Genomic DNA, 25,103 nt, shown 5'->3' on the forward strand with positions numbered 1-25,103 from the left:
ATCATCATGCGGGCAGTTCGAAGCTGTCCGCCCGCGCGAGATTCCATGCGGCGCTGTAGAAGTCGCGATTATGGGAGTTGGTAAGCAGTTCTCCGTCCTCGAGAAAGATGTGAAGCTGTGAGAACAGCCGGATCTCGGTCAGAGATACGCGCCGTACCAGGTGGTGGGGCCCAAGCATCGAGGGGTGGTCGAGACCCGCCGCCGCGGTCATCTCCGCAAGCGCCCTCATGGTGTTGCGATGGAAGTTGTACACGCGCTCCGCCTTGTCGGGCACAACCAGTGCTCGCTGCCGCATAGGGTCTTGCGTGGCGACGCCGACTGGACACCGGTTGGTATGGCACGAAAGGGACTGGATGCAGCCGAGTGCGAACATGTATCCGCGCCCTGCATTGGTCCAGTCCGCGCCGAGCGCGAGGACGGCCGCAATGTCGAACGCGCTCACGATCTTGCCGGCAGCTCCCACCTTGATCCTGCTTCGGAGGCCGGCGCCCACAAGAGCGTTGTGTGCAAAGAGCAAGCTCTCGCGCATCGGCATCCCGAGGTTGTCGGCGAATTCGACCGGCGCGGCGCCGGTCCCTCCTTCGGCCCCATCGATGACGATGAAGTCTGGAAGGATGCCGGTTTCGCGCATCGCCTTGACCATGCCCATGAATTCCCAGGGCTGACCGATGCAGAGCTTCATGCCGACCGGCTTCCCCTTCGAAAGGCGACGCAGGTCGGCCAAGAATCGCATGAGCTCGATGGGGGTAGAGAATTCCCGATGCCGTGCAGGCGAGATGCAGTCCTCCCCGACCGGCACGCCGCGCGTCGCGGCGATCTCGGGCGTCACCTTTTCGCCAGGCAGGATGCCACCATGCCCTGGCTTCGCTCCCTGGCTCAGCTTCACCTCGATCATCTTGATTTGGGGGTCTGCCGCCTGATCCGCGAAGCGACCCGGATCCAACCTGCCGTCTGCTGTCCGACACCCGAAGTAGCCGCTGCCGATTTCCCAAATGAGATCGCCACCATGTTCACGGTGGTACGGGCTGATTCCGCCCTCTCCAGTATCGTGTGCAAAGCTACCCATCCGTGCGCCTTTGTTCAGCGCCCGGATCGCGTTGGCACTGAGCGACCCGAAGCTCATTGCCGATATGTTGAAAATCGAAGCCATGTACGGCGGGGCGCCGTCGTGCCCCCGATGGGTATGCGGAACGTGGCCGGGTCCGCCGCAGGCTTCGGACGCGTCGAATGCCCGATGAACTCGTATCCATTGCGATAGACATCAACGAGTGTGCCGAAAGCGCGATCGCTGCTCTCGTTCTTGGCCCGTGCATAGACAAGCGAGCGCTGCGCTCGGGAGAAGGGCGTCTTGTCGTTGTCGCCCTCGATTAGGTACTGGCGGATCTCCGGCCGAATTTCCTCGAAGAACCAGCGTAGGCGGCCGATGATCGGGTAGTTGCGGCGCACGGAATGAAGCGGCTGCGCGAGATCGTAGAGCCCGACGAGCGAGAGCGACAAACTCACGGCGAAGACTGGAATCGCCCAGGCTGCAGGCAGGTAGGCCCCGGCAACAATGGTAGCGACGAGGCAGGCCCCGAGCACGGTGAAACGAGTTAGGAACAAGGGGTGGGCTCCCGCGAACGCTCGACGGGCTGCTCATGCGTCGATGCAATTGAGATAAATGGTTCCGTGGCACCGGACGCAACGTCACAGCAGCCGACGCTTCTAGATCGGAAAGCGATCTAAGGGTGCAGGCGCGCCGTACTGCTCCCCGCAGGCACGGCTACGGGAAGGGAAGATGATCCCGTGTGCATCCCCTTATGATGCTCATTGGACAAGAGACTTTCAAGGACCGTGCCTTGACCCTCTTTGGGAGAGCGACGGCTCGTGATCACCCTCGCAGCAAGGACCTCGACCGCATTGGACGCGCCGATGGGGGCAGAGCTCCGGCAGAAAGGGAGCCCCGCAAGCACGGGCCGAGCTTCAGGTCAGCTGGGGGTGCTAGACGAGCTGGGAGCTTAGAACCAGACACGAGGACGAGGCATCAGCCTAAGCTGACGCCTCGTCCCACTACCTGTTTCAGGCCGCCAGCAGCTCGTCGGCAGGACCAAAGAACTCGTAATGGATCCGGTTGGCGGGAAGGCCTGCCATCGAAAGGGCGGAAACCAGCGTCCGCAACATCGGGCGCGGGCCACACAGGAAATAATCCGCATCGTCGATCGGCGTCTCGGCCCGAAGCCACGCCTCGTCGATCAGCCCATTGCGGTCGAAGTCGCGGCCCGACGCGTCCTCGGCGCGCGGGTGCTGATAGAAAAACGTAGTTCGAACATTTGGTCGTCCATCAGCAAGGTGGCGCACGTGATCGCCCATCGCGTGGGTTGAGCCATCGAGCGTGCCATGCGCATAATGGACAGGAAGTCCCGGATGCTTCTCGATGATCGCTTCCAGCATCGCCACCATCGGAGTCAGACCAACACCACCGGACAGGAGCACCACCGGCCGCTCAGGGTTATCGGCGAGGAAGAACTCGCCGGCAGGGGGCGCGACCTTCAGCACAGTGCCGGGCTTCGCCTCGTTGTGCAGCCAGCTCGAGGCGACGCCCTCCGGCTCGCGCTTGACGGAGATGCGGTAGGTCTCGCCGTTCGGCGCAGCGGAGATGCTGTAGTTGCGCTTGAGCGGCGCATGACCGGGGATCTCCAGCCAGAAGGTAAGATACTGGCCCGGCTTGTGGCGCACTACGGGTCGGCCATCGGTCGGTCGAAGCACGAAGGAGGTGATGATCGCGCTCTCTGGCCGGGCCTCCTCGACGACGAATGTCCGCCAACCACTCCATCCACCCTCGGCCGCAGCCAGATCATGATAGATATGATCCTCGCGCGCGATCAGGATGTTGGCTAGGAACCAGTAAGCCTCACCCCAAGCTGCCAGTACCTCTTCTGTAGCAGCGTCGCCGAGCACCTCCTTGATCGCAGCCAGCAACGCTTCGGCGACATAGGGGTAGTGCTCGGGAAGGATTTGCAGCCCCACATGCTTCTGCGCGATCCGCTCGACAGCGGGCGCAAGTGCGCCGAGATTCTCGATGTTATTGGCGTAGGCGAGAATGGCTGCGGTCAATGCCCGGGGCTGCGAACCGGAGTCGCCATGGTGCGACTGGTTGAACAGATCGCGGATCATCGGGTTCTGGAACATGCGATCATACATGACACGCACGATCTCCAGTCCATGGGCTTCAAGGGCGGGCACAGTGGCTTTGACGAGCGCAACTGTGCGGTCGCTGAGGGGCTGCGACATAAAGGACTCCTTTGGATGAATGTGGCCGGTGGCCGTTTGGGAAAGGATCAGTCGCCAGGCGGCTCGTCGTAGAAATCGACCTGCATCTTCACAGCGCCGAGCGGCTCCACGAAATGCGGCTGTTCGGGTAGGATCAGACCCGGCAAATCGGCCGTGACAACCGTCTCAGAGGGTGGATCGAGATAGGTGAGCTTCAATCGCCCTTCGATCACGCGGACCACGCCCCATACACCGGCCTTAGTACGGTGCTCGTTCCGAAGGGCGGCCGGAAGCGTCGCCTCGTCGAACACCGGGGTCGACCGATAGGGAACCGCGCTCATCTCAAGCGGCCTTTCGGCCCGAAGGCGGCAGCTTGAAGAACATGGCCAGCTGCAGGCTCTCGGCAATACGGGCAGCTTTTGCCTGAAGGGCAGTCGCAGTCTCCGGCGGCATTACCTCAGCCGTAGTGCACGCCCACAGAGCCAGCCAACGCTCGAAGAACGCAGGGTCGATGCGCTCACGATGCTTGATATGTGCGGCGACCGGATTGCCTTTGTACCGGCCGCTGGTCAGCATCACTGATGACCAGAAAGCGGTGAGCTTCTCGAGATGTTCGGACCAGTCGCCAACGGCATCGTTGAAGATCGGTCCGAGATCGGCATCCGCGCGGACCCGCGCGTAGAACAGGGCGACGAGCCGCCTCAGCCCTTGCTCATCGATCTGCGCCAACTCGTCCACGAGCCATGCTCCAATCATGTACTTCAAGTGCATCTATTCTCCCGATTTGAAAGATGCAACAGAAATACATATAAGCGGAGCAGCCGATGACGGCTTGGATCGGGAGGCCATGTGCGGCTGACGCGCTACACCGACTACGCCATGCGGGTGCTGCTCTACGTCGGCGCACGCCCCGATCGCCTATGCTCGATCGCGGAAATCTCCCGCGCCTATGGTATCTCGAAGGACCACCTGATGAAGGTGGTCCACGATCTCGGGAAGGCCGGCTATATCACGACGGCGCGAGGACGGTTCGGGGGAATCAGACTTGGCCGACCCGCTGAGGAAATCAGCGTCGGTGCCGTTGTCCGACATACGGAGGACGGCTTCGATCTGGCGGACTGCGGACGCTGCATCATTGCGCCTGCGTGCGGTTTGACCGGCGTGCTTCGAGAGGCGCTCGCCGCCTTCATGGCCGTGCTCGATCGCTACACGCTCGATGATCTCCTCGCAAAACGTGCCGATATCCTGGAGCTCTTCTCGGTCGCCAGGCAGGACCCGCTCCCGGTCGAAAGCGCAACATCACTGCATCCCTAGCCGTCTGCCGGAGCAATTTACGTCCGGACACGTTCGATCTCCGACAGAGTGAGGATCAGAATGGCAGACGACAAAGCGAAACAGGGGCAGCAGGATCGGATCCGTGTGGCTGGCAACGAACCTTATGAGGTGGAGTATTTCGCTTCCAAGCATGGCCTTAGCCAGGGGCAGGCTCGCGACCTCATCAAGCGCGTCGGCAACGATCGGGCAAAACTCGACGAAGCCGCAGAGAAGTTGAAGGGCGAGCGAAACAGCGGGTAAGGTTGTGACCGGAGTATGGGTCGCAGGCTTTTGGGGGTTCGTTGGCGGATCGGCGCTGATCCTCGGTGCCCTGGTCGCCTATTTCGTAACGCTGCCGCAGCGGCTTATCGCATCAATCATGGCCATCGGGTCAGGAGTGCTGATCTCGGCAGTCGCGTTCGATCTGATGGACGAGGCGTTCCGACAGGGGGGCTTTGACTCCACCGAGCTCGGCTTTCTCGGCGGGGCAGTGGTCTATACCGCGGCTAACATCATCGTATCGCAGCGAGGTGCGCGTCACCGCAAGCGCTCAGGATCCAACCCGGACGAGAGTCAGCCTAGCGCGCAATCGAATTCCGGCGCGGCGATAGCTATCGGTGCGTTGCTCGATGGTATCCCGGAATCGGTGGTGATCGGCGCTAGCCTGCTGAGCGGAGGTGGAGTGAGCGCCGTTACGGTCGCTGCAGTCTTCCTTTCCAATGTTCCTGAGGGACTCTCCAGCGCGGCAGGGATGAAGGCCGCAGGCAGGGGACCCGGCTACACTTTCGGGGTTTGGGGCGGGATCGCGATAGCTTCCGCTATCTCGGCAATGATCGGGAATGTTGCCTTAGCCGGCAGCGGTCCGGAGCTCATCGCCGCAGTGACAGCGGTAGCGGCAGGTGCCATTCTGGCCATGCTGGTCGACACCATGATCCCCGAAGCGACCGAGGCGACCCATGACTATTCGGGTCTGATCGCCGTCATAGGCTTTCTTGCAGCATTCATTCTGTCGAAGCTTGGCGGATGAAAACCCCGGCGTCGGCTCGCCCCAGATCTAATGAGGAGCGCATACATGACACCTGATGAAGCTTTCGCTCTTCTACGTGACGGAAACGCCGCATTCCTGCGCGGTGATGTGGCTGCTCCCGATATCGGCCCAAGCCGGCGGTTGAGCCTCGCTCAGGGCCAGTCTCCGTTCTGCGCCTATGTCACGTGCTCCGATAGCCGGGTACCTCCAGAGCTGTTGTTTGGGCGCGGTCTGGGTGAGCTGTTCATCGTTCGCAATGCCGGCAACACCATCGATACCGTCGCGAGAGGCTCGATTGAATTTGCTGTGGCGGTCCTCAATGTGCCTCTGATCGTCGTAATGGGTCACCAGGCATGCGGCGCTGTAAAGGCGGCCATGTCGGTGGTTGAGAACAATGCCCGTTTTCCGGGAGCCATCGGCACCATGCTGGAACCCATCATTCCGGCTGTCCTGGAGGCGAGGAGCCTAAGCGGTGATCCAACCGAGAACGCCGTAAGGTCAAACGTCAGACGTGTTGTGCGCGGATTGCGTGAAGCGAGCGCACCGATCCTCCTATCCCCTTTGGCAGAAGGTAAGCTCAGAATCGTAGGTGCCTATTATAGCCTGGCAACGGGCGAGGTGGACTTCTTCGACAATCTTACGTCGTAACCCCGAATGCCGTTACCTGCTTCGCCCCCTGGGTATGGTAGCGTGATCATGCCGCGCCGACATCGCAGGCAATCCGCTTAACAGCACCAGTTTGTCACCGGCATTGCTCGGATCGCACTCCGCGCGGACGATTTGAAAGGCGTTTCTCTACCGGCGAAGCTGCCTTCAGTGAAACGAGATGCCCGCCTTCCACATTCTGAAAATCACCGGCCCGCCTCGGGCTTAGCAAGCAGCTGATCGCGTGTGAGCGGGCCACGAAGGTTGCGGTCGTGCCCCTGCACGACCACCACCAGGCCGTCGAGCGGAATGGTGACGTTGCGGTCCGGATCGGTGTCATCGATCTCTACCAAAAGCCCGGTCACCTTGCCGGATGAATCCATCACGACCTGTTCAACCTCCGCTATCTCGCGGCCGGTCGTGTCGAGAATATCCGCGTCTTCGAGCTGCTCCCTCGTAAGCCCTAAAGCGATCGTGGGTTGCTGCGCGGCTGCAGGTGCGCTGGAGTTGGCGGCTGTGGCAGAGTCCGCCCTGGCTGCCTCGTTGTTGCCGCAGCCCATGAGCAGCACCGTCGTCGTCGCCATTAGAACAACAGCTTTCATGACCTCGCCTCCTATTTCATTCTAGAGCGTCTCGTGTTTAAATTCGTTCCTGTGGCTTTCTTGAGCGCCAACCCTCGTAGTACCAGAGCGCTGACGACCAAACGAAGAGCGAGGATTGTATGACCTGCTCCCCAGAATTCATGCCATTGGTAAGTTAGCTCGTCAGATGGAGACGAGTGATGCGGCGAGGCCGATTTACCGAGGATCAGATCATTGGCGTGCTGCGCGAGCATGAGGCCGGCGTGAAGACCGCCGACTTGTGCCGGAAGCATGGAATCAGTGACGCGACGTTCTACAACTGGAAGGCGAAGTACGGCGGGATGACCGTGTCGGAGGCGGCGCGGTTGCGGGCGCTCGAGGACGAGAACCGCCGGCTGAAGAAGCTGCTGGCGGAGTCGATGCTCGACGTGTCGGCGCTGAAGGATCTGCTGGGAAAAAATTGACCCGGTCTGGAGATCGCTACGCTGCGGTGGAGAAGCTGATGGCCGACCACAGCTTCTCCGAGCGTCGCGCCTGCAGGCTGATCGGGGTCAACCGGTCGGCGTGGCAATATGAGCCGCTTCGCGGGAAGGACGATGCTGTCCGCGCGCGGATGCGCGAGATCGCGAACGAACGTCGTCGCTTCGGCTATCGACGGCTGGCGATCCTGCTCAAGCGGGAGGGCAAGGGCATGAACCTGAAGAAGGTGTATCGGCTGTATCGCGAGGAGCGACTGACCGTACGCAAGCGTGGCGGTCGCAAGCGCGCGCTGGGCACGCGGGCGCCGATGGCGATCCCGCAAGAATCCAACCAGCGCTGGTCGCTCGACTTCGTATCGGACTCGTTGGCCTGCGGCCGGCGGTTCCGCATGCTCAACGTCATCGACGACTACAGCCGGGAATGCTTGGGATGCATCGTCGACACCTCGCTGTCGGGTCGGCGGGTCGTTCGCGAGCTGAGCGCCATCGCCGAGCGTCGCGGGCTGCCGTGCATGGTGGTCAGCGACAACGGCACCGAGCTGACTAGTCATGCCGTCCTCGCCTGGTGTCAAGACACCGGGGTCGAGTGGCACTACATCGCCCCGGGGAAGCCGCAGCAGAATGGCTTTGTGGAATCGTTCAATGGTCGCTTGCGCGACGAGTGTCTGAACGAACACCTGTTCCCCTCGCTGGCTGCGGCGAGACGGATCATCGAGGCATGGCGGACGGACTACAACACCGTGCGTCCGCACAGCAGTCTTGGCGGGATGGCACCCGCCGAGTTTACGAACCGCCCCCGCCAGGGGCATATGGAAACCGAAGCTAAGTTATCAGCGGCCTGAAAACGGGGAGCAGGTCATGTAGAGCCCGGCTCCGTCCTGAGTACCGGCGCCCAAACTGGATGTATCGAGCCGGGTTTGTCCTACAGGACACATTGATCAGCCAGCTCCAGATAGGACTCAGGGGTTGACGAATCTGTTGTAGGCATCATCTTCCAAAGATGTACGTTTTCGCGACATACAGGCGCTTCCGCCACCACGCAGGGCAACTCGCCGGGCGCCGGTAGCCCGGGCTTGGACGGCATTGCCGCCTGAGTTCGGGCCTATTCGATCTGATCCTTAGGAAGGTGCCCGGGTGGGGCCTCCGATCTCGGATAGCGAAAAGCTGCTACAATGGAACAACACACCGTTTCGCCGGATGACCGTCCGGCTATCCATCTCGCTGCCCCCGAGTGCGACGCACTTTCGGAACTGGCTCTGAGTGCCGAGCACAGGCACCCGTATTCCTCGGCGGTGCTCCTTGCCGAGCTCGATCGCGCCGAACTGTGCGAACCGGGCGAACTGCCGGAGCAGACGGTGGCGATGAACTCACGCGTTGACTTCATTGATGAAGGAGGCGGCTCACGCCGCACCGTGCAACTCGTTTATCCCCGCGACGCTGACATAGCTGCAGGGCGGATTTCAAACCTGACGCCGATTGGCGTGGGCCTGATCGGCATGATGGCCGGGTCTTCAATCCGCCGGGCGGATCGCGACGGACATGATCGAATGCTGCGCATCGTGAGCGTGACGTCGTCTGGAGAGGGTTAAGGCTATGATCGGGGAACTGGCTCGTCACCGCTGCACCGGAGATGACGGCACGGCTTTGTTCGTGATCGAGCACCGTCATGTCTTCACTTCGCCAGGAGGAGCAGGGCCACGCCAGCATCGCGGCGCGGCGTGGGCGACGCTGCTGAACGGCGAGCCTGTCCGCTACATCCATGCCCGGGCCTTGGAGGTCATTGCGACGGGCGAGCTGCTTGTCCGCGATCTGCGACGTTGCAACTGCGCGCCTGCCGCCATGATCGTTACCCGTGATGGTGGCCGTGAGCGCAAGGCCAGGCAAGCATAGCCATGTCCGTCTGGATTACCCGATCGGCTCCCGACAACCTGCGCACGGCACGCGAACTACACGCGTTAGGGCAGCGCCCGCTGATGGTGCCAGTGATCACGACGGTGGCCCGCTACCAGCCACCGATTACGTCGCTGCCCGATGCGATCGTTTTCACAAGTGTCCACGCGGTGCGCCATTTCGCGCGCCGCGATCAACTCGCGTCCGTGCCGGTGTTCGCCGCCTCCGGCTCGGTCGCGAATGCAGCCTCGCTGGCGGGCTACGGGACCGTCACTTCCACGGGCAATGATGACGAGATGCTGTCGGATCTCATCGGCCATGTGCTTCCACCCGCCGCGCGCATCCTGCTCCTGTGCGGCGACAGCACCTCCCCGATAGTCGCCGACCGTCTAGCGGCCCGGGACTGCCGCGTCGCGCGTCAGCCAGTCTACAAATCCGTGCCGGTCCAGGATCATGCGCTCGTACCTGTGACAGGCGCGATGGATCGGATCAGTGCGATCGTCTTGCATTCCCGCAGCGGTGCCGAGCGCATCGTCCCGATGCTGCGCGGTGCCCGCTGGCGCGGCGCGTTATGGTGCATATCTGAGCAGGCGGCCCGCGCTTGCAGTGAGCTGCAACACGTCAGCGTGCATACCGCCACCCATCCGACCGAAGGATCGCTCCTCGATATGATCGCCCGGATCTCGCCAGCGGGGCAGAAGCGACCGTCACAACCCCGCAGACGCAATGCGGCGATCCTGACGTCCGCACTTCAATCGCGGCGGTCATCGCGAGGCCTCGCGGCGCGAAACGACAATGTTCCCGATGTTTCGCCGGATGATCATCCGGACCCTACTGCCGCCTGAACCGTCTTATCTAATTGCGAGGCGATCCGGCACCGTTGCCGGTGTGCTCAAACTCCTTTCAAGAAAGTCTAAGCTATGCTCCGTGCCCCGATGACCGCCGCCATCACGGCAGGCTTGATGCTTTCCGCCTGCGCCACCACCGGCTCCGGATCATCGTCTGCTGACACGGCCTCCGTCACTGCGCTTCAGGCGGGCGAGTGGCGGGTCGAGAATATCGCAGGAGCGGGCGTCATCGACAATTCGCTGGCGACGCTGCTGTTCGGCCCGGAGGGCAGGCTGTCGGGCAATGCAAGCTGCAACCGCCTGATCGCCAACTACACAGTCGAGGGGAGCAGGCTGACAATCAGCCCGGCCGGCACGACGATGATGGCGTGCCCGCCCGCGTTGATGGACCAGGAGCGCAAGCTGGTGGATCTCATCGGCATGGTGACGCGCTACAGCATCGACCGGACCGGCAAGCTCACTCTCACATCGGCATCGGGCAAGAGCATCGTCGCGCGCCGCTGATCCTAATCCTTTTCGCTTCAACCCAGAATTTCAGGAATGACCATGAACCGCTTTGTCCTTGCCACCGCACTCGCTCTCGGCGCGATGGCGACAGCCGCCCCCGCGGCCGAAATATCGACCCATGTCCTCGATCTCGCCCGGGGCATCGGTGGGCGAGATGTTCCGGTCGTGCTGCTCAAGAAAGCAGACGACGGCCGATGGATCGAAGCCGCTCGCGCGCGGACCGACGAGAATGGACGTGTCCGGTCGTTCGGGACCACAAACTTCGATCGCGGCACATACAAGCTCCAGTTCGATATGACGCGTTACCCCTCACCAGGAGCTACGCCGTTCTTCCCAGAAATTGACCTCGTGTTCACCGTCGCTGACAAGGTCGGTCACTACCACGTTCCCGTCGTCGTCAGCCCGTTCGGCTATTCGACCTACCGGGGCAACTGAGCATGGCCGGCACCTCCGAGAGGCGTCTGGAGAGGTTTATAAATGGATCCTTAGGAGGTCCGGGATGCCTGGTTTTCGCCAGCGCCATCATTACGATCGCGTCCAGCACGGCCTCTGAAGCACAGGTCCGTCAGCAACGGACCGTATCACTCGTGCTTGCCGACCGGATTGCGACGGCGACGATCGAAGCCTGCCGTGTCGGAGGTCGGTCTGCAGTCGTTGCCGTAGTCGATCGTGGCGGCAATCTCGTCACACTTCAGCGTGGCGACGACGTCGGTCCTCACAACACCATTGCCGCCCAGAAGAAGGCATTCACGGCGCTCTCAACCAAGACGAGCACCAGCGTATTGTCCGAGCGAGCTCACGCGGATCCGACTTCCCGCAACCTGAACACCGTTGATGCACTGCTGCTGCTTGGCGGAGGCTTGCCGATCATGTTTGATCAGGAAGACGTCGGAGCCGTTGGGGTCGCCGGCTCGGGCGGCTCGGCTCAAGATGAAGCTTGCGCAATGAAGGGCATCGTCGCCGGCATGGCGGCCCCGCCTTCAAGCCGGTAGCCGAGCTCGCCAACGATGATCAAAACGCTTTCGTCACTGTTTCTCGCACTGGTGATATCCATCGCGACCGCTTGGATTAACCCGATTACGGACGAGAGGACAATGTACGGACATGAAGGCCCACTAGAATATAACTGGTTGCCTCGCGAAGTCGCGGGGTGGCCCGCTCCCTTCCTGGCTGACAACCCAAGTACCTCGGTCATCCACGATGTCGGGGCTGAGGACACTTTCCGCCCCGGTCCGTTTGTTGCCACGCTGAGTTTTTGGTTCCTGACTGTCTTGGCAGGTGGGCGCACCCTAGGTTGGATTCTGCGCAAAATGAGCCGGCCGGATCGCTAACTGACAACATATTAGCTGACCGCCTCCGCCAGGCTCACGTTCGCTCCATAATCGTGCATCATTGCGCCTTTATTACGCATGCGGGGGGAGGGGCGGGAGTGCGACATGTCCGTCTGCCGGTGCGGGCAGCTCGCGGCTTCCGAAGCGGGCGTAGAGCGTCGGCAGTACGAACAAGGTGAGCAGCGTTGCAGAGATCAGGCCGCCGATGACGACCGTCGCCAGCGGCTTTTGCACCTCAGCGCCCGCGCCATGCCCCAGCGCCATGGGTACGAAGCCGAGCGAGGCGACGAGCGCCGTCATCGCGACCGGCCTGAGCCGGACCAGCGCACCTCGATGGGCCGCAAGCGCGCGATCCATGCCATCCCGCATCAGGTCATGGATGGAAGTCACCATGACCAACCCGTTGAGGACGGCGATGCCGGAAAGCGCGATGAAGCCGACAGCCGCGGAAATGGAGAAGGGCATGCCTCTCAGCACCAACGCAAGAATGCCTCCCACCAGCGCCAGCGGAACGCCGGTGAACACGATCAGCGCGTCCCTGATAGAGCCGAGCGCACCGTAGAGCAGGAACATGATGACGATGAAGCAAATGGGGACGACGACGCTCAGCCGGTCACGGGCAGACGCGAGGTTCTCGAACTGACCACCCCATTCGAGGTAGGTCCCTGCCGGTAGCTTCACTTGGGCGTCGATCGCCGCCCGGGCATCAGCCACCACGCCGGCCACATCGCGGTCGCGCACGTTCGCCTGCACCACGACACGCCGCTTGCCGTTCTCGCGACTGATCTGGTTGGGACCATCGACGACGGCGATATCTGCCACGGTCGAGAGCGGGACGAAGCCGCCGGCGGCAGTCGGCACCGGTACTTGGGCGATTGCCGTCAGGTCCGACCGTGCGCTTTCCGCCATCCGGATCACGACGGGGAAGCGACGATCCCCCTCGAAGATCACGCCGGCCTGCCGGCCGCCGATGGCTGCGGCGACGGTGTCCTGCACGTCGCCGGCCGTTACCCCGACGCGCGACATGGCGGTGCGGTTCGGCCGGATGTCGAGCATCGGCAGGCCTTCGGTCTGCTCTACTCGTACGTCTGCGGCACCTTGGGTCCGGCGCAGAATGCCGGCGATCCGATCGGCGGTCGCATTCATCTCGCCGAAGTCGTCGCCAAACACCTTGATCGCGATATCGCCACGCACGCCCGCGATCAGTTCGTTGAACCGCATCTGGATTGGTTGGGTGATCTCGTAGGCGTTGCCTGGAAGAGCGGAGAGTCGCTTCTCCAGGCGCTCCACCAGCTCCTCCTTGGAAAGACCGGGATCGGGCCACTCCGCCTTCGGCTTCAGGATGACGAACGTATCCGTGATATTTGCCGGCATCGGGTCGGAAGCAATCTCGGACGTGCCCGTGCGCGAGAAGGCGAAACGAACCTCGGGTGCCTTGGCGAGCGCCTTTTCCACCTGGAACTGCATCGCCTGGCTTTGGTCGACCGATGTGCCTGGAACGCGAACTGCCTGCACAAGCAAGTTGCCCTCGTCGAGTTGAGGCAGGAACTCCTGTCCCAAAGTGGTGAAGGCCACGCCGGCAAGCGCCAGCGCGCCGATCGCGACGCCGATGGTGAGCGTCGGGCGGCGCATCGCGGCGTCGAGCCCCGGTTCGTAGCGCTGCCGGAGGAACGTCACGGCCCGGCTTTCCTTCTCCTCTACCCGCTTGCTGAGCCAGATGGCGATCGCCGCGGGCACGAAGGTCAGCGACAGGATGAAGGCGAACACGAGCGCGATGATGACGGTGAGCGCCATCGGCTCGAACATCTTGCCTTCGACGCCAGTGAAGGTGAGCAAGGGCGTATAAACGAGGATGATGATCGCCTGCCCATAGACGGACGGCCGGATCATCTCGCGGGCGGACGCCGCAACCAGCCCAAGCCGCTGTTCCATCGTCAGCTCGCCCTCGTGGCCATGCTGGGCTTCGGCGAGGCGCCGCAACGCGTTCTCGACGATGATGACGGCACCGTCCACGATCAGGCCGAAATCGAGCGCGCCGAGGCTCATCAAATTGGCCGAGACGCCCGCCTCCAACATGCCGATGCTGGTGAGCAGCATCGTGATGGGGATGACGAGAGCCGCGATCAGCGCCGCGCGGAAGTTGCCGAGCAGGGCGAACAGGACGACGATGACCAGCAGCGCGCCTTCGGCGAGATTGCGGGCGACCGTCGATATGGTGGAGTTTACCAGCTCGGTCCGGTTCATCACGGGCTTCACGACCACATCGACCGGCAACGAGCGCCCGATCTGCGTCAGCCGTTCGCCCACCCCCGTCGAAACGGTGCGGCTATTCTCGCCGATCCGCATAACGGCCGTCCCGACCACCACTTCGTGGCCGTTCTCGGACGCGGAGCCCATGCGCAGTGCTTGACCGGTCCGAATGGTCGCGATCTGGTTGAGCAGGATCGGCACACCCTCGCGGGTGGCGACTACGGTGCGGGCAAGCTCGTCGGCATTGCGCACGCGCCCATCGGATCGGACAGCCAGTCCTTCGCCGTTGCGATTGACGACCCCGGCGCCGGCGCTGGTGTTATTGCGCTCAAGCGCAGTGGTGAGATCCTGCAGCGTCAGTCGCATTGCAGCCATGCGCTGTACGTCCGGAACGACGAGATATTCCTTGGTGTATCCACCAAGGGAGTCGACCCCGGCCAGTCCTTCCGTGCTTTTGAGCTGAGGCGTGACGATCCAATCTTGGATTGTGCGCAGGTAGGTCGCCTTGTCGGCCTCGCTGACAAGGTGATCGCCTTCAGGCGTGATGTAGCTGCCGTCTCGTTGCAGCCCGGGCTCGCCGTTGCGATGACGAACCTGATCCAGCTCGCGGTACTCGACGGTCCACATGAAGATGTCGCCGAGCCCGGTCGCGATCGGCCCCATTTCGGGGTTCACGCCCTCGGGAAGGTCTTCCTCCGCAGTCCGCAGCCGCTCGGCCACCTGCTGTCGGGCAAAGTAGATATCGGTCTTTTCATTAAAGACGGCCGTGACCTGGGCGAACCCGTTGCGGCTGAGCGAACGAGTATATTCAAGGCCGGGGATGCCGGCGAGCGCGGTCTCGACCGTGAACGCGACCTGCTTCTCGATCTGATCGGGGGAGAGGGCAGGGGCGACGACGTTGATCTGCACCTGGTTGTTGGTGATGTCGGGAACGGCGTCGATCGGGAGCTGGCGCAGCGCGCCGATCCCGAGCAGAGCCGCGGCGACCGTGAAAAGCAGGACAAGCCAGCGCTTCTCGACGGAGAGGGTGACGATGCGACCGATCATGGCTCAGTCCTCGTCCCCGCCTTCGCCCTTGCCGAGTTCGGCCTTGAGCGTGAAGCTGTTGGTGGAGGCGATCCGCTCCGAGCCTGTGAGCCCGAACGTGACGACGACCTGACCGCCGTTGGTCCGCCCCAATGTCACCGGCGTTGCCCGGAACCCTGTGGGAGTCCGCACGAAGACGAACGACTTGTCCTCGATCATCTGGACCGCGGCCGATGGCACCGCAACGGTGCGGTCCCCGCTTGCGGGCACCAGTATCGACACATTGACCGTCTCGCCGACGCGCCATGTGCTGCCGGCATTGTCGAGCGTGACGATCACCGGCACCAAGCGCGTGGTCTCGTCCAGAACGGGGGAGACGAAGGTGACGCGCCCTTCCTGACGGCGACCCGCTGCTGTGACCTCGACGCGCGCGCCGGGCTTCACCCGGCCCGCATCGCTCGGCACCAACGAAGTCGCAACCGTGACCTTGGAAAGGTTGGCGACCCTGAAAAGCTCGGCGTCGGCGGCGACCGCCTGTCCGAGCGTGGCCGAGCGCGCGATGACCTGACCGGCGATCGGCGAGCGTACCGCGATACGGTTGAGCGCACCGCCCCCGCTGCCGGTCGCGGACAATTGCTGCTGTGCCAGGCGCAGCGCAATATTGGCTTCCGTCGCCGCGGTCCGCGCCGCGACGAGATCCTGTTCCGGCGAGACGCGTTCGGCGAACAGGCGCTGCTCCCGACGAAGGTTCGATTGCGCAAGGGCCGCTCGCGCGCGAGCGGCCTCGACCTCCGCCTTGAGTGACGCCGCTTCGCGGCTCTCGATGATGGCGAGCGGGTCGCCTCGACCAACGGATTGGCCGAGATTGCGGGTGAGCGAGACGAGACGCCCGCCCACCGATGCCGACACTACCTGCACGCCCTGCGGATCGCCCTCGATCGTTGCCGAAAGCTCGATCGCACCGGCGACGCCACCTACCGTGGGCCGCGTGACCTCGATGCCGGCGTCCGCGATCTGCTGCGCGGACAAGGTGACGGCATCCTTCGGACCTTCCTTGGCCTCGCTTGCACCGGCACCCTCCGTCTTTTCGACTCCGCCCTTCTCGCCGGCTTCGCTGCTGCTGCTGGTCCCGCCGCATCCCGCAAGGATGAGGGCGAGGGTCACGGGCGCCAGCGCCCCCCATGATGATCTTCGTCATTGAATGTTTTCCTCAGGAGAGGGCGCGGCGGCAACGAGCCGTTCCAAGCGTGCCTGTGCGTCGTGGTAGGTGGCGAGCGCGTCGATCGCGGCGGTGCGGGTCTCGGACAGGGTCCGTTCGGCATCGAGCAAGTCGAGCTGGCCGAACTTGCCCTCGCGGTAGCCGATCCGGGCGATGCGAGCGGCCTCGGCTGCCGATGCCAGCACTGGACCGCTCGCATTGCGTGCGGACGTGGCGGCATTCGCCACCTCCGCCTGCGCGTTTGCAATGTCCTGCGCCGCGTCCAACTCGGCAACACGCCGCAGGGCCTGCGCTTGATCGCTCTGCGCGCGCGCCTGGGCGACGGCTGCCTTGCCGTTGTTGAAGACGGGGAAGGGGATGGACACCCCAAACACCGCGGCGACATCGTTAGTCGCCTCAAGCCGTCGCGCGCTGGCGCTCAACGTCACATCGGGAACACGCTGCGATCGAGCGAGCCGCACCTGTGCCTCGGCCGTCGTCGCGTCGGCGCGGGCGGCGGCCAGCGCCAGCGTGCCGGCGGGTTCGATCGGCCTCGCCGGTCCGAAGCCCTCGACACGATCATACCATGCGAGGTCCAGCGGGCCAGTCACGGGCTGGCCGATCCGACGAGCGAGATTGTCTCGCGCTACCTCGGCAAGCCGCTGGGCACGCTCCACGGCCGTCTCTGCGTTGATGCGCAGCACGTCGGCACGCTGCTGTTCGAGCGGTGACGCACGTCCCGCCTGCACGCGGACACCGGCTGCACGTAGCGCTTCCCGGGCGATGCCGGCCTGTTCGCGGGCCGTGACGAGGCGGCGTTCGGCCGATGCTGCCTGGATGTAGAGCTGCGTGACGGCGAGCCGCAGATCGGCCTCGGCCAGCGCCGTTCCGATCCGCGCACGGTTGCCAATCGCGTCAGCGACCGCGATCCGTGCCGAGCGCTTGCCCCCAAGCTCGATCGGGAGCGCCAAGCCGGCTGTTGTCTCCGCACTGCGGAGGCCCCGATATTGGCCGCTGCCCGCAATGTTCTCGGTCTCGGCGACGATCGACGGGTTGGGGCGGTAGCCTGCGACGGTACGCCCCGCCTCGGCGGCCCGCACCCCTGCCGTGGCTGCTTCAAGGCTAGGGGCAGTTGCACCGGCGAGCGCCAACGCCCGATCGAGCGTGAGTGGGGGACTGGTCGATGCTGGCTCGGACGATTGCGCGTGCGCGATCGATGCGCACGACGCCACGGCCAATAAGGCCGCGATAATACGGGACATGGTGACGAACTCCTGACGAACCTGGAAAGCCGCTCGGGAAGCTCCCGGCGGATTAGGCGCTCGTCAGGCTTGGGGAGGTCGCAGGGCTGGGTCCGAAGGCACTGGTCCCATCGGATCGTGGTTCCATGCGACCGGCGCCATAGGGAGGGCACTCAGAGAAGCAGCAAGATTGGGCTCGAACGGCACGCCGATATGGTGGCCGTGGCATCCGCCATGATGGTGCGGGTATGCCTTGTCGGCGTCGGCCGGCACCTGGTCCCCGTCACCATCGCTATGTTCGAGCGAGCTGGCGGAGGTAGAATCGACGCATCTCACACCTTCGGTCGCGTGCGCGACCGATCCCAGCCCAAGCGACAGCATGAGCATGAGACAAAGGAACAAGGCGGAGACCCGGTGCATCGGCCTTCGCCTTAGCAGCTTACCGATTGCCATGTAACGGCTGCCTGTAAGTGGAAGGGGCAGGCGTGAAACCGGACCGCAGTTCGGCACGCGCCTGTCGCATGATCTGAAAGCCGCCCGACAGACCGAGCACCGCCATCAACGTGGCCACCGCAAGATCGGGCCAGGCGCTGTTCAGACCGAGCACGCCGAGTGCAGCCAGCACGACCGCAATATTGCCGATCGCGTCGTTGCGCGAGCAGATCCACACCGAACGCATGTTGGCGTCGCCGCTGCGGAACCGGTACAACATTACTGCGACCACGACGTTCGCGATCAGCGCCGCAACTCCCACGACGCCCATAACCTCGGCATGGGGCACAGCGCCGTTGAGCGCACCCCACCCCGCCGCGAGCAGGACATAGAGCCCGAGCAGGGCAAGCGTCGCTCCCTTCAGCATCGCTGCTCGCGCGCGCCAGGTTATCGCCATTCCGACGACACCAAGGCTGATCGCGTAATTGGCGGCGTCACCGAAGAAGTCGAGTGCGTCGGCCTGGAGCGCCTTCGACCCACCCGTGACCCCTGCGATGATCTCGATCGCGAACATGCCGCCATTGATGACGAGCGCGATCCACAGCGCGCGCCGCCACCTCGGGTCGTTGAGGGTGTCCGCCTTGTCGGACGCGCAGCTCGTACAGGCCATGTTCGCCACCTCGATAGAATCGATCTGGCAGCCTATATGCACCCTCTAGTCGCTAGAGGGTCAAGCGCTATGTCTGAGAAACTGACGATCGGGAAGCTGGCCTCGGCGACGGGCACCAAGGTCGAGACGATCCGCTATTACGAACAGATCGGCTTGCTGCCGGCACCAGCGCGGTCGGCCGGCAACTATCGAACCTACGAGGGCGAGCATCTGCGGCGCTTGTCCTTCATTCGTCGCTCGCGCGATCTTGGCTTCTCGATCGATCAGGTACGCGAGTTGATGGGGCTCGCCGATCGTCGCGAACAATCCTGCATGGCCGTGGACGTGATCGCCAACCAGCACCGGGATGCGATTACGCGGAAAATTGCCGATCTGACGGCCCTCGCTGGCGAGCTGGACGCGCTGATCGACTCCTGTAGCCGCAACACCGTGGCCGATTGCAGGATGATCGAAGCCTTGGGTCCGAGCGTGGAGGCCCGCTCACATTGAGCGCTCCGACAGTGCAAGCGGCGACGCCGGGGCTCGATGCGTTAAACGGTTGATCTGTCCTGTTCCCTTTACGTTCCATCGCACGTTAGAAGGACGAGAAGGGAATCATAATGCTGCCACTTATGCAGCCGGTCCCGCTCGTCGACGTACCGCAGGGGACCATCCTTCGCATCGTCGGCGCAGCGGGAGCCGGCTTTCCAAGCCCCGCCCAGGATTGGGAGGACGATGCGATAAGCCTGATCGAGCTGCTTCGGCTCGATCGGGCGGCGAGTTTCGTGTTCCGGATCAGCGGCAGCAGCATGCTGGAGACCGGCATCCACGATAACGACGTGGTTGTGGTCGATCGCGACATGCGTCCTGCAGAAGGGCACATCGTGATCGCCATCGTCGATGCGGGTTCGTCTGCCGCCAGCTCATCCACCGGCGCGGCGCCGCGTTTCTCGAAGCGCGCAATAGTCAGCAACGCTATGAGGCGACCCCGGCAGACGGGGTCGAGATATGGGGCGTCGTGCGGACCGGCGTCCGCGACTACTGGCGCTAGACGATGTCGTGGGCTATCGTCGACGTCGCCAACTTCTATGTCAGCGCGGAGCGGCTGTTCGATCCAAGCCTGCAGGGGGTGCCCGTCATCGTCCTGTCCAACAACGATGGCTGCGCGGTAGCGCGAAGCGAGGAAGCGAAGGCGCTCCACGTCCCGATGGGCGAGCCGGTCTTCAAGATCCGCGATCGGATCAAGCGGCACGGCATCCAGCTCCGGTCTAGCAACTATGAGTTGTATTCCGACCTGAACCGGCGGTTCAACGCCGTGATCGCCGAGCATTCCGATGCGGTGGAAATCTACTCGATCGACGAGAGCTTCTTCCGCCTGCCCGTGCTGCCGAATGGGCTCGGCGACGTGAGGACGGCCCACCAGGTCCGCGACGACATCGCTCGATCGGTCGGCTTGCCGACCAGGATTGGGCTCGGCCCGACCCGGACGCTGTCGAAGGTCGCGAACGCGCTCGCGAAAGCGACCGAAAAAATTTGGGGCGGCGTCGTCGACCTTCACGACGTGGAGCTGCGCCGGCGTCTGTTCGAGCACTGGCCGGTCGGTGAGGTATGGGGGATCGGAGGCGCGCTCGAAGCGCGGCTACGACCGTTGGGCGTGAAAACGACCGCGGACCTGGTGGCATTGCCGCCCGCGGTCGCGCGTGATGTCGGCACCGTCGTGCTGGAACGTCTGGTGCGCGAGCTGGGCGGGACCGAATGCGAGGATTTCAAAGTAGCCCCCGAACCGCTCAAGGCGACCGCGGTAACGCGGCAGTTCGGTGAGCCCGTCACCGCGCTACCCGAGCTGTGCGAAGCAATGGCGCGGCGCGCGGCGCGCGCGGCCGAGAAGATCCGTGCGCAGGGGCTGGCTGCCGGCCGCCTGATCGCCTTCGCACACGGCTCCCGGTACAGGCCGAACCCGCCATCGGCCTCGTGAGCTGCCCCCTTCTGAGTGGTCCATCGACTATGACAGTCTGGATCGAGGAAGGGACGACGAATGCCTGCAAAGAAGCACAAGCCTGAGGAGATCATCGGCAAGCTGCGTGAGGTCGAGATCGTGCTGGGCCAGGGCGGACCGACCGCGGAGGCGTGTCGGCGCATCGCGGTCAGTGAGCAAACCTACTACCGTTGGCGCAAGGAATATGGTGGCCTGAAGACGGATCAGGCTCGGCGGATGAAGGATCTGGAGAAGGAGAACCTTCGGCTGCGCCGCGCGATCTCCGACCTGACGCTGGACAAGCTCATCCTGCAGGAGGCTGCACGGGGAAACTTCTGAGCCCTGCGCGGCGCCGGCGCTGCATCGACCAGGTGAAAGAGGTGCTGGACGTATCCGAGCGGCGGGTGTGCCGCGTGCTCGGGCAGCACCGGTCGACGCAGCGTAAGGTGCCGTGCGGGGCAGATGACGAACAGGCACTGAGCGAGGACATCGTCGCGCTGGCCGGGCAATACGGTCGTTACGGCTATCGCCGGGTGACCGCGCTGCTGCATGCGGCAGGCTGGTCGGTGAACCATAAACGGGTGGAGCGGATCTGGCGGCGCGAGGGACTGAAAGTGCCCCAGCGGCAGCCAAAACGCGGCCGGCTGTGGTTGAACGATGGCTCGTGCATCCGCCTGCGACCGGAGTATCCAGGGCACGTCTGGGCGTACGACTTTGTTGAAGCGCGGACGCACGACGGGCGCAAGTTCCGCATCCTTATCATCATCGACGAAGCCAGCAGGGAATGCCTGGCGCTGACCGTCGCACGTCAGTTGAAACACGAAGACGTGCTGGCGGCGCTGGCCGAGCTGTTCATCGCCCGGGGTCCGCCAGCGCACATCAGGTCGGACAACGGCAGCGAGTTCATCGCGACCGCCGTCCAGAAGTGGCTTGGGCAGGTCGGCGTCAAGACCCTCTACATCGCGCCGGGCTCGCCCTGGGAGAACGGCTATAACGAGAGCTTCAACGGTTCGCTGCGCGACGAGCTGCTCAACGGCGAGATCTTCTACAGCCTCGCGGAGGCCAAGGTGCTGATCGAGGCGTGGCGGCGCCACTACAACACCGTCCGGCCGCACAGCAGCCTGGGCTACCGGCCGCCAGCTCCGGAAGCGGCGACACCGCCATTGCCGGCCTCCGGTTCCGCTTCGCTCCACCTTCGACCGGCCATGGCGGCGGAGACGACAATGCACTAACTAACAACCCGGACCACCCGATGGGGGCTGCTCAGTCGAATGCCTTCCCACCCATGCTTTCTGGAGCCTGTATCGCTCGCATGTAGAGATACCGGACGCTCTATGCCGCAAGTTCGCGCATGCTGTTCGCCGTGCCGTAAGGATTCGCGAGACTTCATCGCTGGTCCGTCTGAATACGCGATTGGAGCTTCTGTTTTCAAACTTGGCGGAGCAATCCGGTTTTCTTCAGCCAGACGGAACTCACCTGATCGACATCCCATTCACACAGGTCGATCTTGCGGGTCACCTTGGGGTAACGAGGCAGAGTGTTCAGCGCGAGCTAGCCGGCCTCAAGGCAACTGGATCAGTATCCAAGCGCGCGCGCGGGTGGCTGGTCGACCTGTCAAAAGTCGCTTCGTCGCCGTCGACAGCTGGTGTCCTCAAGCATCGAAGGGTTCCGGTTCCAGCTCGCTTCGGCCTATGACGAGCGTCGCGAGGCACGAGCCGGTTTCGCGGCCGCCTTGTCTGCCAGACGTATCCAGGTCGGCGCATGGTCGCTCGTCTTTTCCCAGCCGCGCACGTCACGGTCGACCTGCGCGTCCGTCAGTCGCCCGGCAAGAGACGGGCTGAGCAGGAGATGGTCGATCCGGAGTCCAGCGTTCCGGCCGTAAGCGTTCCGGAAGTAGTCCCAGAAGGTGTAGATGGTCTCGTCCGGATGGATCGTGCGCAGCGAGTCCATCCAACCCTGGGCCAGTAGCCGGGCATACAGTGCCCGTACCTCTGGCGCGAACAGGGCGTCCTCGGTCCAGCGCTCCGGCTTGTAGACGTCGGCTTCCGTCGGCATGACGTTGAAGTCGCCGGCAAGCACGACGGGCAGCCCGCTCTCCACCAGGGTGGCCGCATGCGAGATCAGCTTCTTGAACCAAGCGAGCTTGTAGTCGAACTTCGGACCGGGGCGGGGGTTGCCGTTGGGCAGGTACAGGCCGCCGACGATTATCCCGTTCACAGCGGCCTCGATGTAGCGGCTCTGGCTCGGATCGGGATCATCCGGCAGCCCGCGCCTCGTCTCGTGGATCACGCCGACGCGACTGAGGATGGCGACGCCGTTCCAGCTCTTCTGGCCATGCCATAGCGCGTCGTACCCAAGATCCCGGATCGGCGTTTCAGGGAACTTGTCCTGCGGCGCCTTCAGCTCCTGCAGGCAGACGATGTCCGGCTCCTCCTCCTCCAGCCAGCGCAGGAGCACGGGTAGCCGGCCGTTAACGCCGTTCACGTTGTAGGTGGCGATCTTCATCCTCTCATAGATCCGGCAGGACCTGGTCGGCGCGGCCCCAGCCGACCAGCGCCTTGAAGCAGCCCGTTCCAGCAACTCGGCGGCATCGCCGACGTGCCAGTGGGCGGGTCCGTCGATCGTCTCCATCTCCTTCCAGGTGATCGGAACGGCGACAGGCGCGCCAGCGCGTGCACGGACCGCATAGGGCATCACCGCGGTCGCGCCGCGCTGGTTCCGAAGGTAGTCGACGAAGATGCGGCCCTTGCGCTGCACCTTCGGCAGTGCGGCGGTGAAGTTCTCGGCATCGCTCTGCGCGACCGCCATGGCGAGACGGTGTGCGAAGTCCTTCACTTCGGGCCATTCGGCCTGCGGAGTGAGCGGCGCGATCACGTGCACACCCTTGCCGCCGGTGACCATCGGGAAGGTCTCGAGACCGATCTGCTTCAGGATGTCACGGAAATGGAAGGCGGCACGTCGCACCGCTTCGAAGTCAAGGCCCTCGTCGGGATCGAGGTCGAACACCAGTCTGTCGGCCTTCTCGACATCCTCGATGCGGGCGCCCCAGCCGTGGAACTCGATCGTGCCCATCTGCACGCAGGTGAGCAGCCCGTCCGCTGTATCCACGTAGAGGTAGGGTTCCTCGTGACCATCCTTCTCAAGGATCGCGACATGATGGACGTTCGTACCGAATGTCCCGGCGTCGTGCTTCTGGAAGAAGCACTTCTTTGCCCGCCCCTGTGGACAGCGGACGAGGCTGATGGGCCTGCTGCCCACCCAGGGCAGCATGATCGAAGCCACCGCGGTATAGTGGTCGGCGAGCTGTCCCTTAGTGACGCCGCCCTCAGGATCGATCACGCGGTCGCGGTTGGTGATCGTGACATTCGAAGCAATGTCGGTGCCGACGGAAGCGACCGGCGTCTCCGTCTCGAGTACCACGGCCTCCGCCTTCTTGTCGGCGCGAAGGCCGAGATAGCTTGGATGCCGCAGCGTGCCGTCGTTTGTCATCTCCGTATATGCGATCTCGGCGACCAGCACTGGTCTGATCCACCGCGCGCCTTTGACGGCGGCGCGCGGCGCATCCACCGGCGCGGCCTTTGTGGACAGCGGCTCCATCAGTTCGCCAAGCCTCATGATCTCGTCGTTGTTGAACCCTGTGCCGACCTTGCCCGCGTAGCGGAGCTTTCCGTCCTCGTGGACGCCGTGCAGCAGCGAACGGAAACCGCGTCCTTTGTCGGATGTCGTCCAACCGACGACGACGAACTCCTGGCGCTTTATGCACTTTGTTTTGAGCCAAGTGCCGCTACGCGCCCCGACGTAGCGCGCATCGGCGCGTTTCGAAATGACGCCCTCCAGGCCGGCGCCACAGAACTTGTCGAACAGCGCCTCGCCCTTGCCGACGATGTGATCCGAGAAGTGGATCGGACCGGTACTTCCATCCAGCAGCTTTGCCAGGCGCTCTTTTCGGTCAATCAGTGGCAAGCCGGTGAGATCCTCGCCGTCGAGGCTCAGCAGATCGAACGCGTAGAACTCGAGGCGTGCGGGATCGCCCTTGATCGCCGACTGGAGAGCCTGGAAGTTCGTGCGGCCATCGGCGTCGATCACGACGACTTCGCCATCGATCAGCGCGGAGTATGCCGGCAGCGCCTTTGCCGCTTCCACGACCGCCTTGAACTTGTCGGTCCAGTCGAGCCCGGACCGCGTGAACGCGTGAGCTGACGCGCCGCCGACGCTGAGCAGGCAGCGGTAGCCGTCGAACTTTAGTTCATGGATCCAGCGGTTGCCCTCCGGAACCTGATCCACGAGCGTCGCGAGCTGCACCGGCTGAAAGGGCGGCGACGGGCTGGTGTCCCCACCCGGCGAACTGCCTATCGACTTGCTCGATGCTTCGTTCTGCTTGAGACGCGCCACCCGGTCACCTCTTGGACATACAACCAAGAGACTCCTGCACATCGGGTTCCGTTCCGGATGGCGCTGTCC

The 25,103-nt window shown here is 63.6% G+C and carries 24 protein-coding genes and 3 pseudogenes; 16 read left to right on the forward strand and 11 right to left on the reverse strand.

Annotated features, from left to right (window positions below; genetic code table 11):
* Positions 1-4: 4 nt before the first annotated feature.
* The 4 genes and pseudogenes from H5J25_RS04310 to H5J25_RS04325 all read right to left on the reverse strand — a co-directional run bounded on the left by H5J25_RS04310 (position 5) and on the right by H5J25_RS04325 (position 4,005).
* Positions 5-1,602, reverse strand: a pseudogene (locus tag H5J25_RS04310) (FMN-binding glutamate synthase family protein).
* Positions 1,603-2,058: 456 nt separating this feature from the next.
* A complete protein-coding gene (hmpA, locus tag H5J25_RS04315; protein ID WP_202094899.1) occupies positions 2,059-3,270 on the reverse strand; it encodes an NO-inducible flavohemoprotein in 1,212 nt (403 codons plus the stop codon).
* A 47-nt stretch (positions 3,271-3,317) separates the two neighbouring features.
* Complete coding sequence (locus tag H5J25_RS04320; RefSeq protein WP_202094900.1) at positions 3,318-3,590, reverse strand: DUF1971 domain-containing protein; 273 nt, start codon at positions 3,588-3,590, stop codon at positions 3,318-3,320.
* Between the two features lies 1 nt (position 3,591).
* Entirely contained in the window at positions 3,592-4,005 is a 414-nt protein-coding gene (locus H5J25_RS04325) for a group III truncated hemoglobin (protein ID WP_404829606.1), read from the reverse strand.
* 93 nt (positions 4,006-4,098) lie between these two features.
* On the opposite strand from H5J25_RS04325, the gene H5J25_RS04330 reads away from it, so the two are divergent.
* The 4 genes from H5J25_RS04330 to H5J25_RS04345 are packed head-to-tail and all read left to right on the forward strand — an operon-like array spanning position 4,099 to position 6,238.
* Positions 4,099-4,563 (forward strand): Rrf2 family transcriptional regulator, encoded by a 465-nt coding sequence (locus tag H5J25_RS04330; protein WP_202094902.1) that lies wholly within the window; start codon positions 4,099-4,101, stop codon positions 4,561-4,563.
* Positions 4,564-4,623: 60 nt separating this feature from the next.
* A complete protein-coding gene (locus tag H5J25_RS04335; protein WP_202094903.1) occupies positions 4,624-4,824 on the forward strand; it encodes a DUF3606 domain-containing protein in 201 nt (66 codons plus the stop codon).
* A 4-nt stretch (positions 4,825-4,828) separates the two neighbouring features.
* Complete coding sequence (locus H5J25_RS04340; protein WP_202094904.1) at positions 4,829-5,590, forward strand: ZIP family metal transporter; 762 nt, start codon at positions 4,829-4,831, stop codon at positions 5,588-5,590.
* 45 nt (positions 5,591-5,635) lie between these two features.
* Positions 5,636-6,238: a carbonic anhydrase gene (locus H5J25_RS04345; RefSeq protein ID WP_225883342.1), complete on the forward strand. Its 603-nt coding sequence runs from the start codon at positions 5,636-5,638 to the stop codon at positions 6,236-6,238.
* A gap of 203 nt (positions 6,239-6,441) precedes the next feature.
* On the opposite strand, the gene H5J25_RS04350 is transcribed toward H5J25_RS04345, so the two are convergent.
* A complete protein-coding gene (locus H5J25_RS04350) occupies positions 6,442-6,837 on the reverse strand; it encodes a PRC-barrel domain-containing protein (RefSeq protein ID WP_202094906.1) in 396 nt (131 codons plus the stop codon).
* Positions 6,838-7,016: 179 nt separating this feature from the next.
* Between H5J25_RS04350 and H5J25_RS04355 the strand changes: the two genes are divergently transcribed.
* The 7 genes from H5J25_RS04355 (at position 7,017) to H5J25_RS04385 (ending at position 11,532) form a co-directional block, all read left to right on the forward strand.
* Positions 7,017-8,137, forward strand: a protein-coding gene (locus H5J25_RS04355; protein ID WP_202094116.1) for an IS3 family transposase whose coding sequence is annotated in 2 segments (ribosomal slippage) — positions 7,017-7,266 and positions 7,266-8,137 — 1,122 coding nt in all. Because the reading frame shifts where the segments join, the coding sequence is not laid out codon by codon here.
* Between the two features lie 330 nt (positions 8,138-8,467).
* Entirely contained in the window at positions 8,468-8,884 is a 417-nt protein-coding gene (rnk, locus tag H5J25_RS04360; protein ID WP_202094907.1) for a nucleoside diphosphate kinase regulator, read from the forward strand.
* 4 nt (positions 8,885-8,888) lie between these two features.
* On the forward strand, positions 8,889-9,185 hold the full coding sequence (locus tag H5J25_RS04365) for a hypothetical protein (protein ID WP_202094908.1): 297 nt from the start codon (positions 8,889-8,891) through the stop codon (positions 9,183-9,185).
* A 2-nt stretch (positions 9,186-9,187) separates the two neighbouring features.
* Positions 9,188-10,030: a uroporphyrinogen-III synthase gene (locus H5J25_RS04370; RefSeq protein WP_202094909.1), complete on the forward strand. Its 843-nt coding sequence runs from the start codon at positions 9,188-9,190 to the stop codon at positions 10,028-10,030.
* Between the two features lie 90 nt (positions 10,031-10,120).
* The gene (locus H5J25_RS04375) at positions 10,121-10,537 is read left to right on the forward strand and encodes an META domain-containing protein (RefSeq protein ID WP_202094910.1); all 417 of its coding nucleotides are present in this window, start codon (positions 10,121-10,123) and stop codon (positions 10,535-10,537) included.
* 42 nt (positions 10,538-10,579) lie between these two features.
* Positions 10,580-10,975: a hydroxyisourate hydrolase gene (gene uraH / locus H5J25_RS04380; protein ID WP_404829575.1), complete on the forward strand. Its 396-nt coding sequence runs from the start codon at positions 10,580-10,582 to the stop codon at positions 10,973-10,975.
* 2 nt (positions 10,976-10,977) lie between these two features.
* Complete coding sequence (locus H5J25_RS04385; RefSeq protein ID WP_202094912.1) at positions 10,978-11,532, forward strand: GlcG/HbpS family heme-binding protein; 555 nt, start codon at positions 10,978-10,980, stop codon at positions 11,530-11,532.
* 411 nt (positions 11,533-11,943) lie between these two features.
* Here H5J25_RS04385 and H5J25_RS04390 read toward each other — a convergent pair whose 3' ends face one another.
* The 4 genes from H5J25_RS04390 to H5J25_RS04405 form a co-directional block, all read right to left on the reverse strand.
* Positions 11,944-15,168, reverse strand: a complete 3,225-nt coding sequence (locus H5J25_RS04390; protein ID WP_202094913.1) for an efflux RND transporter permease subunit — start codon at positions 15,166-15,168, stop codon at positions 11,944-11,946.
* A 3-nt stretch (positions 15,169-15,171) separates the two neighbouring features.
* Positions 15,172-16,311 (reverse strand): efflux RND transporter periplasmic adaptor subunit, encoded by a 1,140-nt coding sequence (locus H5J25_RS04395; protein ID WP_225883343.1) that lies wholly within the window; start codon positions 16,309-16,311, stop codon positions 15,172-15,174.
* A 30-nt stretch (positions 16,312-16,341) separates the two neighbouring features.
* Positions 16,342-17,607: a TolC family protein gene (locus H5J25_RS04400; protein WP_202094914.1), complete on the reverse strand. Its 1,266-nt coding sequence runs from the start codon at positions 17,605-17,607 to the stop codon at positions 16,342-16,344.
* Between the two features lie 418 nt (positions 17,608-18,025).
* Positions 18,026-18,688, reverse strand: a complete 663-nt coding sequence (locus H5J25_RS04405; protein WP_202094915.1) for a cation transporter — start codon at positions 18,686-18,688, stop codon at positions 18,026-18,028.
* A gap of 69 nt (positions 18,689-18,757) precedes the next feature.
* Here H5J25_RS04405 and H5J25_RS04410 point away from each other — a divergent pair, with 69 nt between their 5' ends.
* The 5 genes and pseudogenes from H5J25_RS04410 (at position 18,758) to H5J25_RS21545 (ending at position 22,337) form a co-directional block, all read left to right on the forward strand.
* Positions 18,758-19,177, forward strand: coding sequence for a MerR family transcriptional regulator (locus H5J25_RS04410; RefSeq protein ID WP_202094916.1), 420 nt, complete (start codon positions 18,758-18,760; stop codon positions 19,175-19,177).
* Positions 19,178-19,284: 107 nt separating this feature from the next.
* Positions 19,285-19,718 (forward strand): annotated as a pseudogene (locus tag H5J25_RS04415) (LexA family protein).
* A 3-nt stretch (positions 19,719-19,721) separates the two neighbouring features.
* Complete coding sequence (locus tag H5J25_RS04420) at positions 19,722-20,642, forward strand: Y-family DNA polymerase (protein ID WP_450097625.1); 921 nt, start codon at positions 19,722-19,724, stop codon at positions 20,640-20,642.
* Positions 20,643-20,702: 60 nt separating this feature from the next.
* A protein-coding gene (locus H5J25_RS04425) for an IS3 family transposase (RefSeq protein WP_202094917.1) occupies positions 20,703-21,874 on the forward strand; the annotation gives its coding sequence in 2 pieces (ribosomal slippage) (positions 20,703-20,967 and positions 20,967-21,874; 1,173 coding nt in all).
* A 202-nt stretch (positions 21,875-22,076) separates the two neighbouring features.
* Positions 22,077-22,337, forward strand: a complete 261-nt coding sequence (locus H5J25_RS21545) for a helix-turn-helix domain-containing protein (protein WP_225883486.1) — start codon at positions 22,077-22,079, stop codon at positions 22,335-22,337.
* Here the strand turns inward: H5J25_RS21545 and xth are convergent.
* Together xth and ligD are read right to left on the reverse strand one after the other, a co-directional pair.
* A complete protein-coding gene (gene xth, locus H5J25_RS04435) occupies positions 22,332-23,147 on the reverse strand; it encodes an exodeoxyribonuclease III (RefSeq protein ID WP_202094919.1) in 816 nt (271 codons plus the stop codon). The two genes, H5J25_RS21545 and xth, sit on opposite strands and share 6 nt — an antisense overlap.
* A 120-nt stretch (positions 23,148-23,267) precedes the next feature.
* A pseudogene (gene ligD, locus H5J25_RS04440) lies at positions 23,268-25,076 on the reverse strand (DNA ligase D); the annotation flags it as partial.
* Between the last annotated feature and the right edge of the window lie 27 nt (positions 25,077-25,103).

Origin of the sequence: Sphingomonas aliaeris, assembly GCF_016743815.1 — a bacterium.
GTDB classification, from domain to species: Bacteria; Pseudomonadota; Alphaproteobacteria; order Sphingomonadales; family Sphingomonadaceae; genus Sphingomonas; species Sphingomonas aliaeris.

Bases quoted from the DNA above. Each gene is read 5' to 3' on its own strand.
- hmpA (WP_202094899.1), bottom strand. From the start codon at position 3,270: ATGTCGCAGCCCCTCAGCGACCGCACAGTTGCGCTCGTCAAAGCCACT.
- H5J25_RS04320 (WP_202094900.1), bottom strand. From the start codon at position 3,590: ATGAGCGCGGTTCCCTATCGGTCGACCCCGGTGTTCGACGAGGCGACG.
- H5J25_RS04325 (WP_404829606.1), bottom strand. From the start codon at position 4,005: ATGATTGGAGCATGGCTCGTGGACGAGTTGGCGCAGATCGATGAGCAA.
- H5J25_RS04335 (WP_202094903.1), top strand. From the start codon at position 4,624: ATGGCAGACGACAAAGCGAAACAGGGGCAGCAGGATCGGATCCGTGTG.
- H5J25_RS04345 (WP_225883342.1), top strand. From the start codon at position 5,636: ATGACACCTGATGAAGCTTTCGCTCTTCTACGTGACGGAAACGCCGCA.
- H5J25_RS04350 (WP_202094906.1), bottom strand. From the start codon at position 6,837: ATGAAAGCTGTTGTTCTAATGGCGACGACGACGGTGCTGCTCATGGGC.
- rnk (WP_202094907.1), top strand. From the start codon at position 8,468: ATGGAACAACACACCGTTTCGCCGGATGACCGTCCGGCTATCCATCTC.
- H5J25_RS04365 (WP_202094908.1), top strand. From the start codon at position 8,889: ATGATCGGGGAACTGGCTCGTCACCGCTGCACCGGAGATGACGGCACG.
- H5J25_RS04370 (WP_202094909.1), top strand. From the start codon at position 9,188: ATGTCCGTCTGGATTACCCGATCGGCTCCCGACAACCTGCGCACGGCA.
- H5J25_RS04375 (WP_202094910.1), top strand. From the start codon at position 10,121: ATGACCGCCGCCATCACGGCAGGCTTGATGCTTTCCGCCTGCGCCACC.
- uraH (WP_404829575.1), top strand. From the start codon at position 10,580: ATGAACCGCTTTGTCCTTGCCACCGCACTCGCTCTCGGCGCGATGGCG.
- H5J25_RS04385 (WP_202094912.1), top strand. From the start codon at position 10,978: ATGGCCGGCACCTCCGAGAGGCGTCTGGAGAGGTTTATAAATGGATCC.
- H5J25_RS04390 (WP_202094913.1), bottom strand. From the start codon at position 15,168: ATGATCGGTCGCATCGTCACCCTCTCCGTCGAGAAGCGCTGGCTTGTC.
- H5J25_RS04400 (WP_202094914.1), bottom strand. From the start codon at position 17,607: ATGTCCCGTATTATCGCGGCCTTATTGGCCGTGGCGTCGTGCGCATCG.
- H5J25_RS04405 (WP_202094915.1), bottom strand. From the start codon at position 18,688: ATGGCCTGTACGAGCTGCGCGTCCGACAAGGCGGACACCCTCAACGAC.
- H5J25_RS04410 (WP_202094916.1), top strand. From the start codon at position 18,758: ATGTCTGAGAAACTGACGATCGGGAAGCTGGCCTCGGCGACGGGCACC.
- H5J25_RS04420 (WP_450097625.1), top strand. From the start codon at position 19,722: ATGTCGTGGGCTATCGTCGACGTCGCCAACTTCTATGTCAGCGCGGAG.
- xth (WP_202094919.1), bottom strand. From the start codon at position 23,147: ATGAAGATCGCCACCTACAACGTGAACGGCGTTAACGGCCGGCTACCC.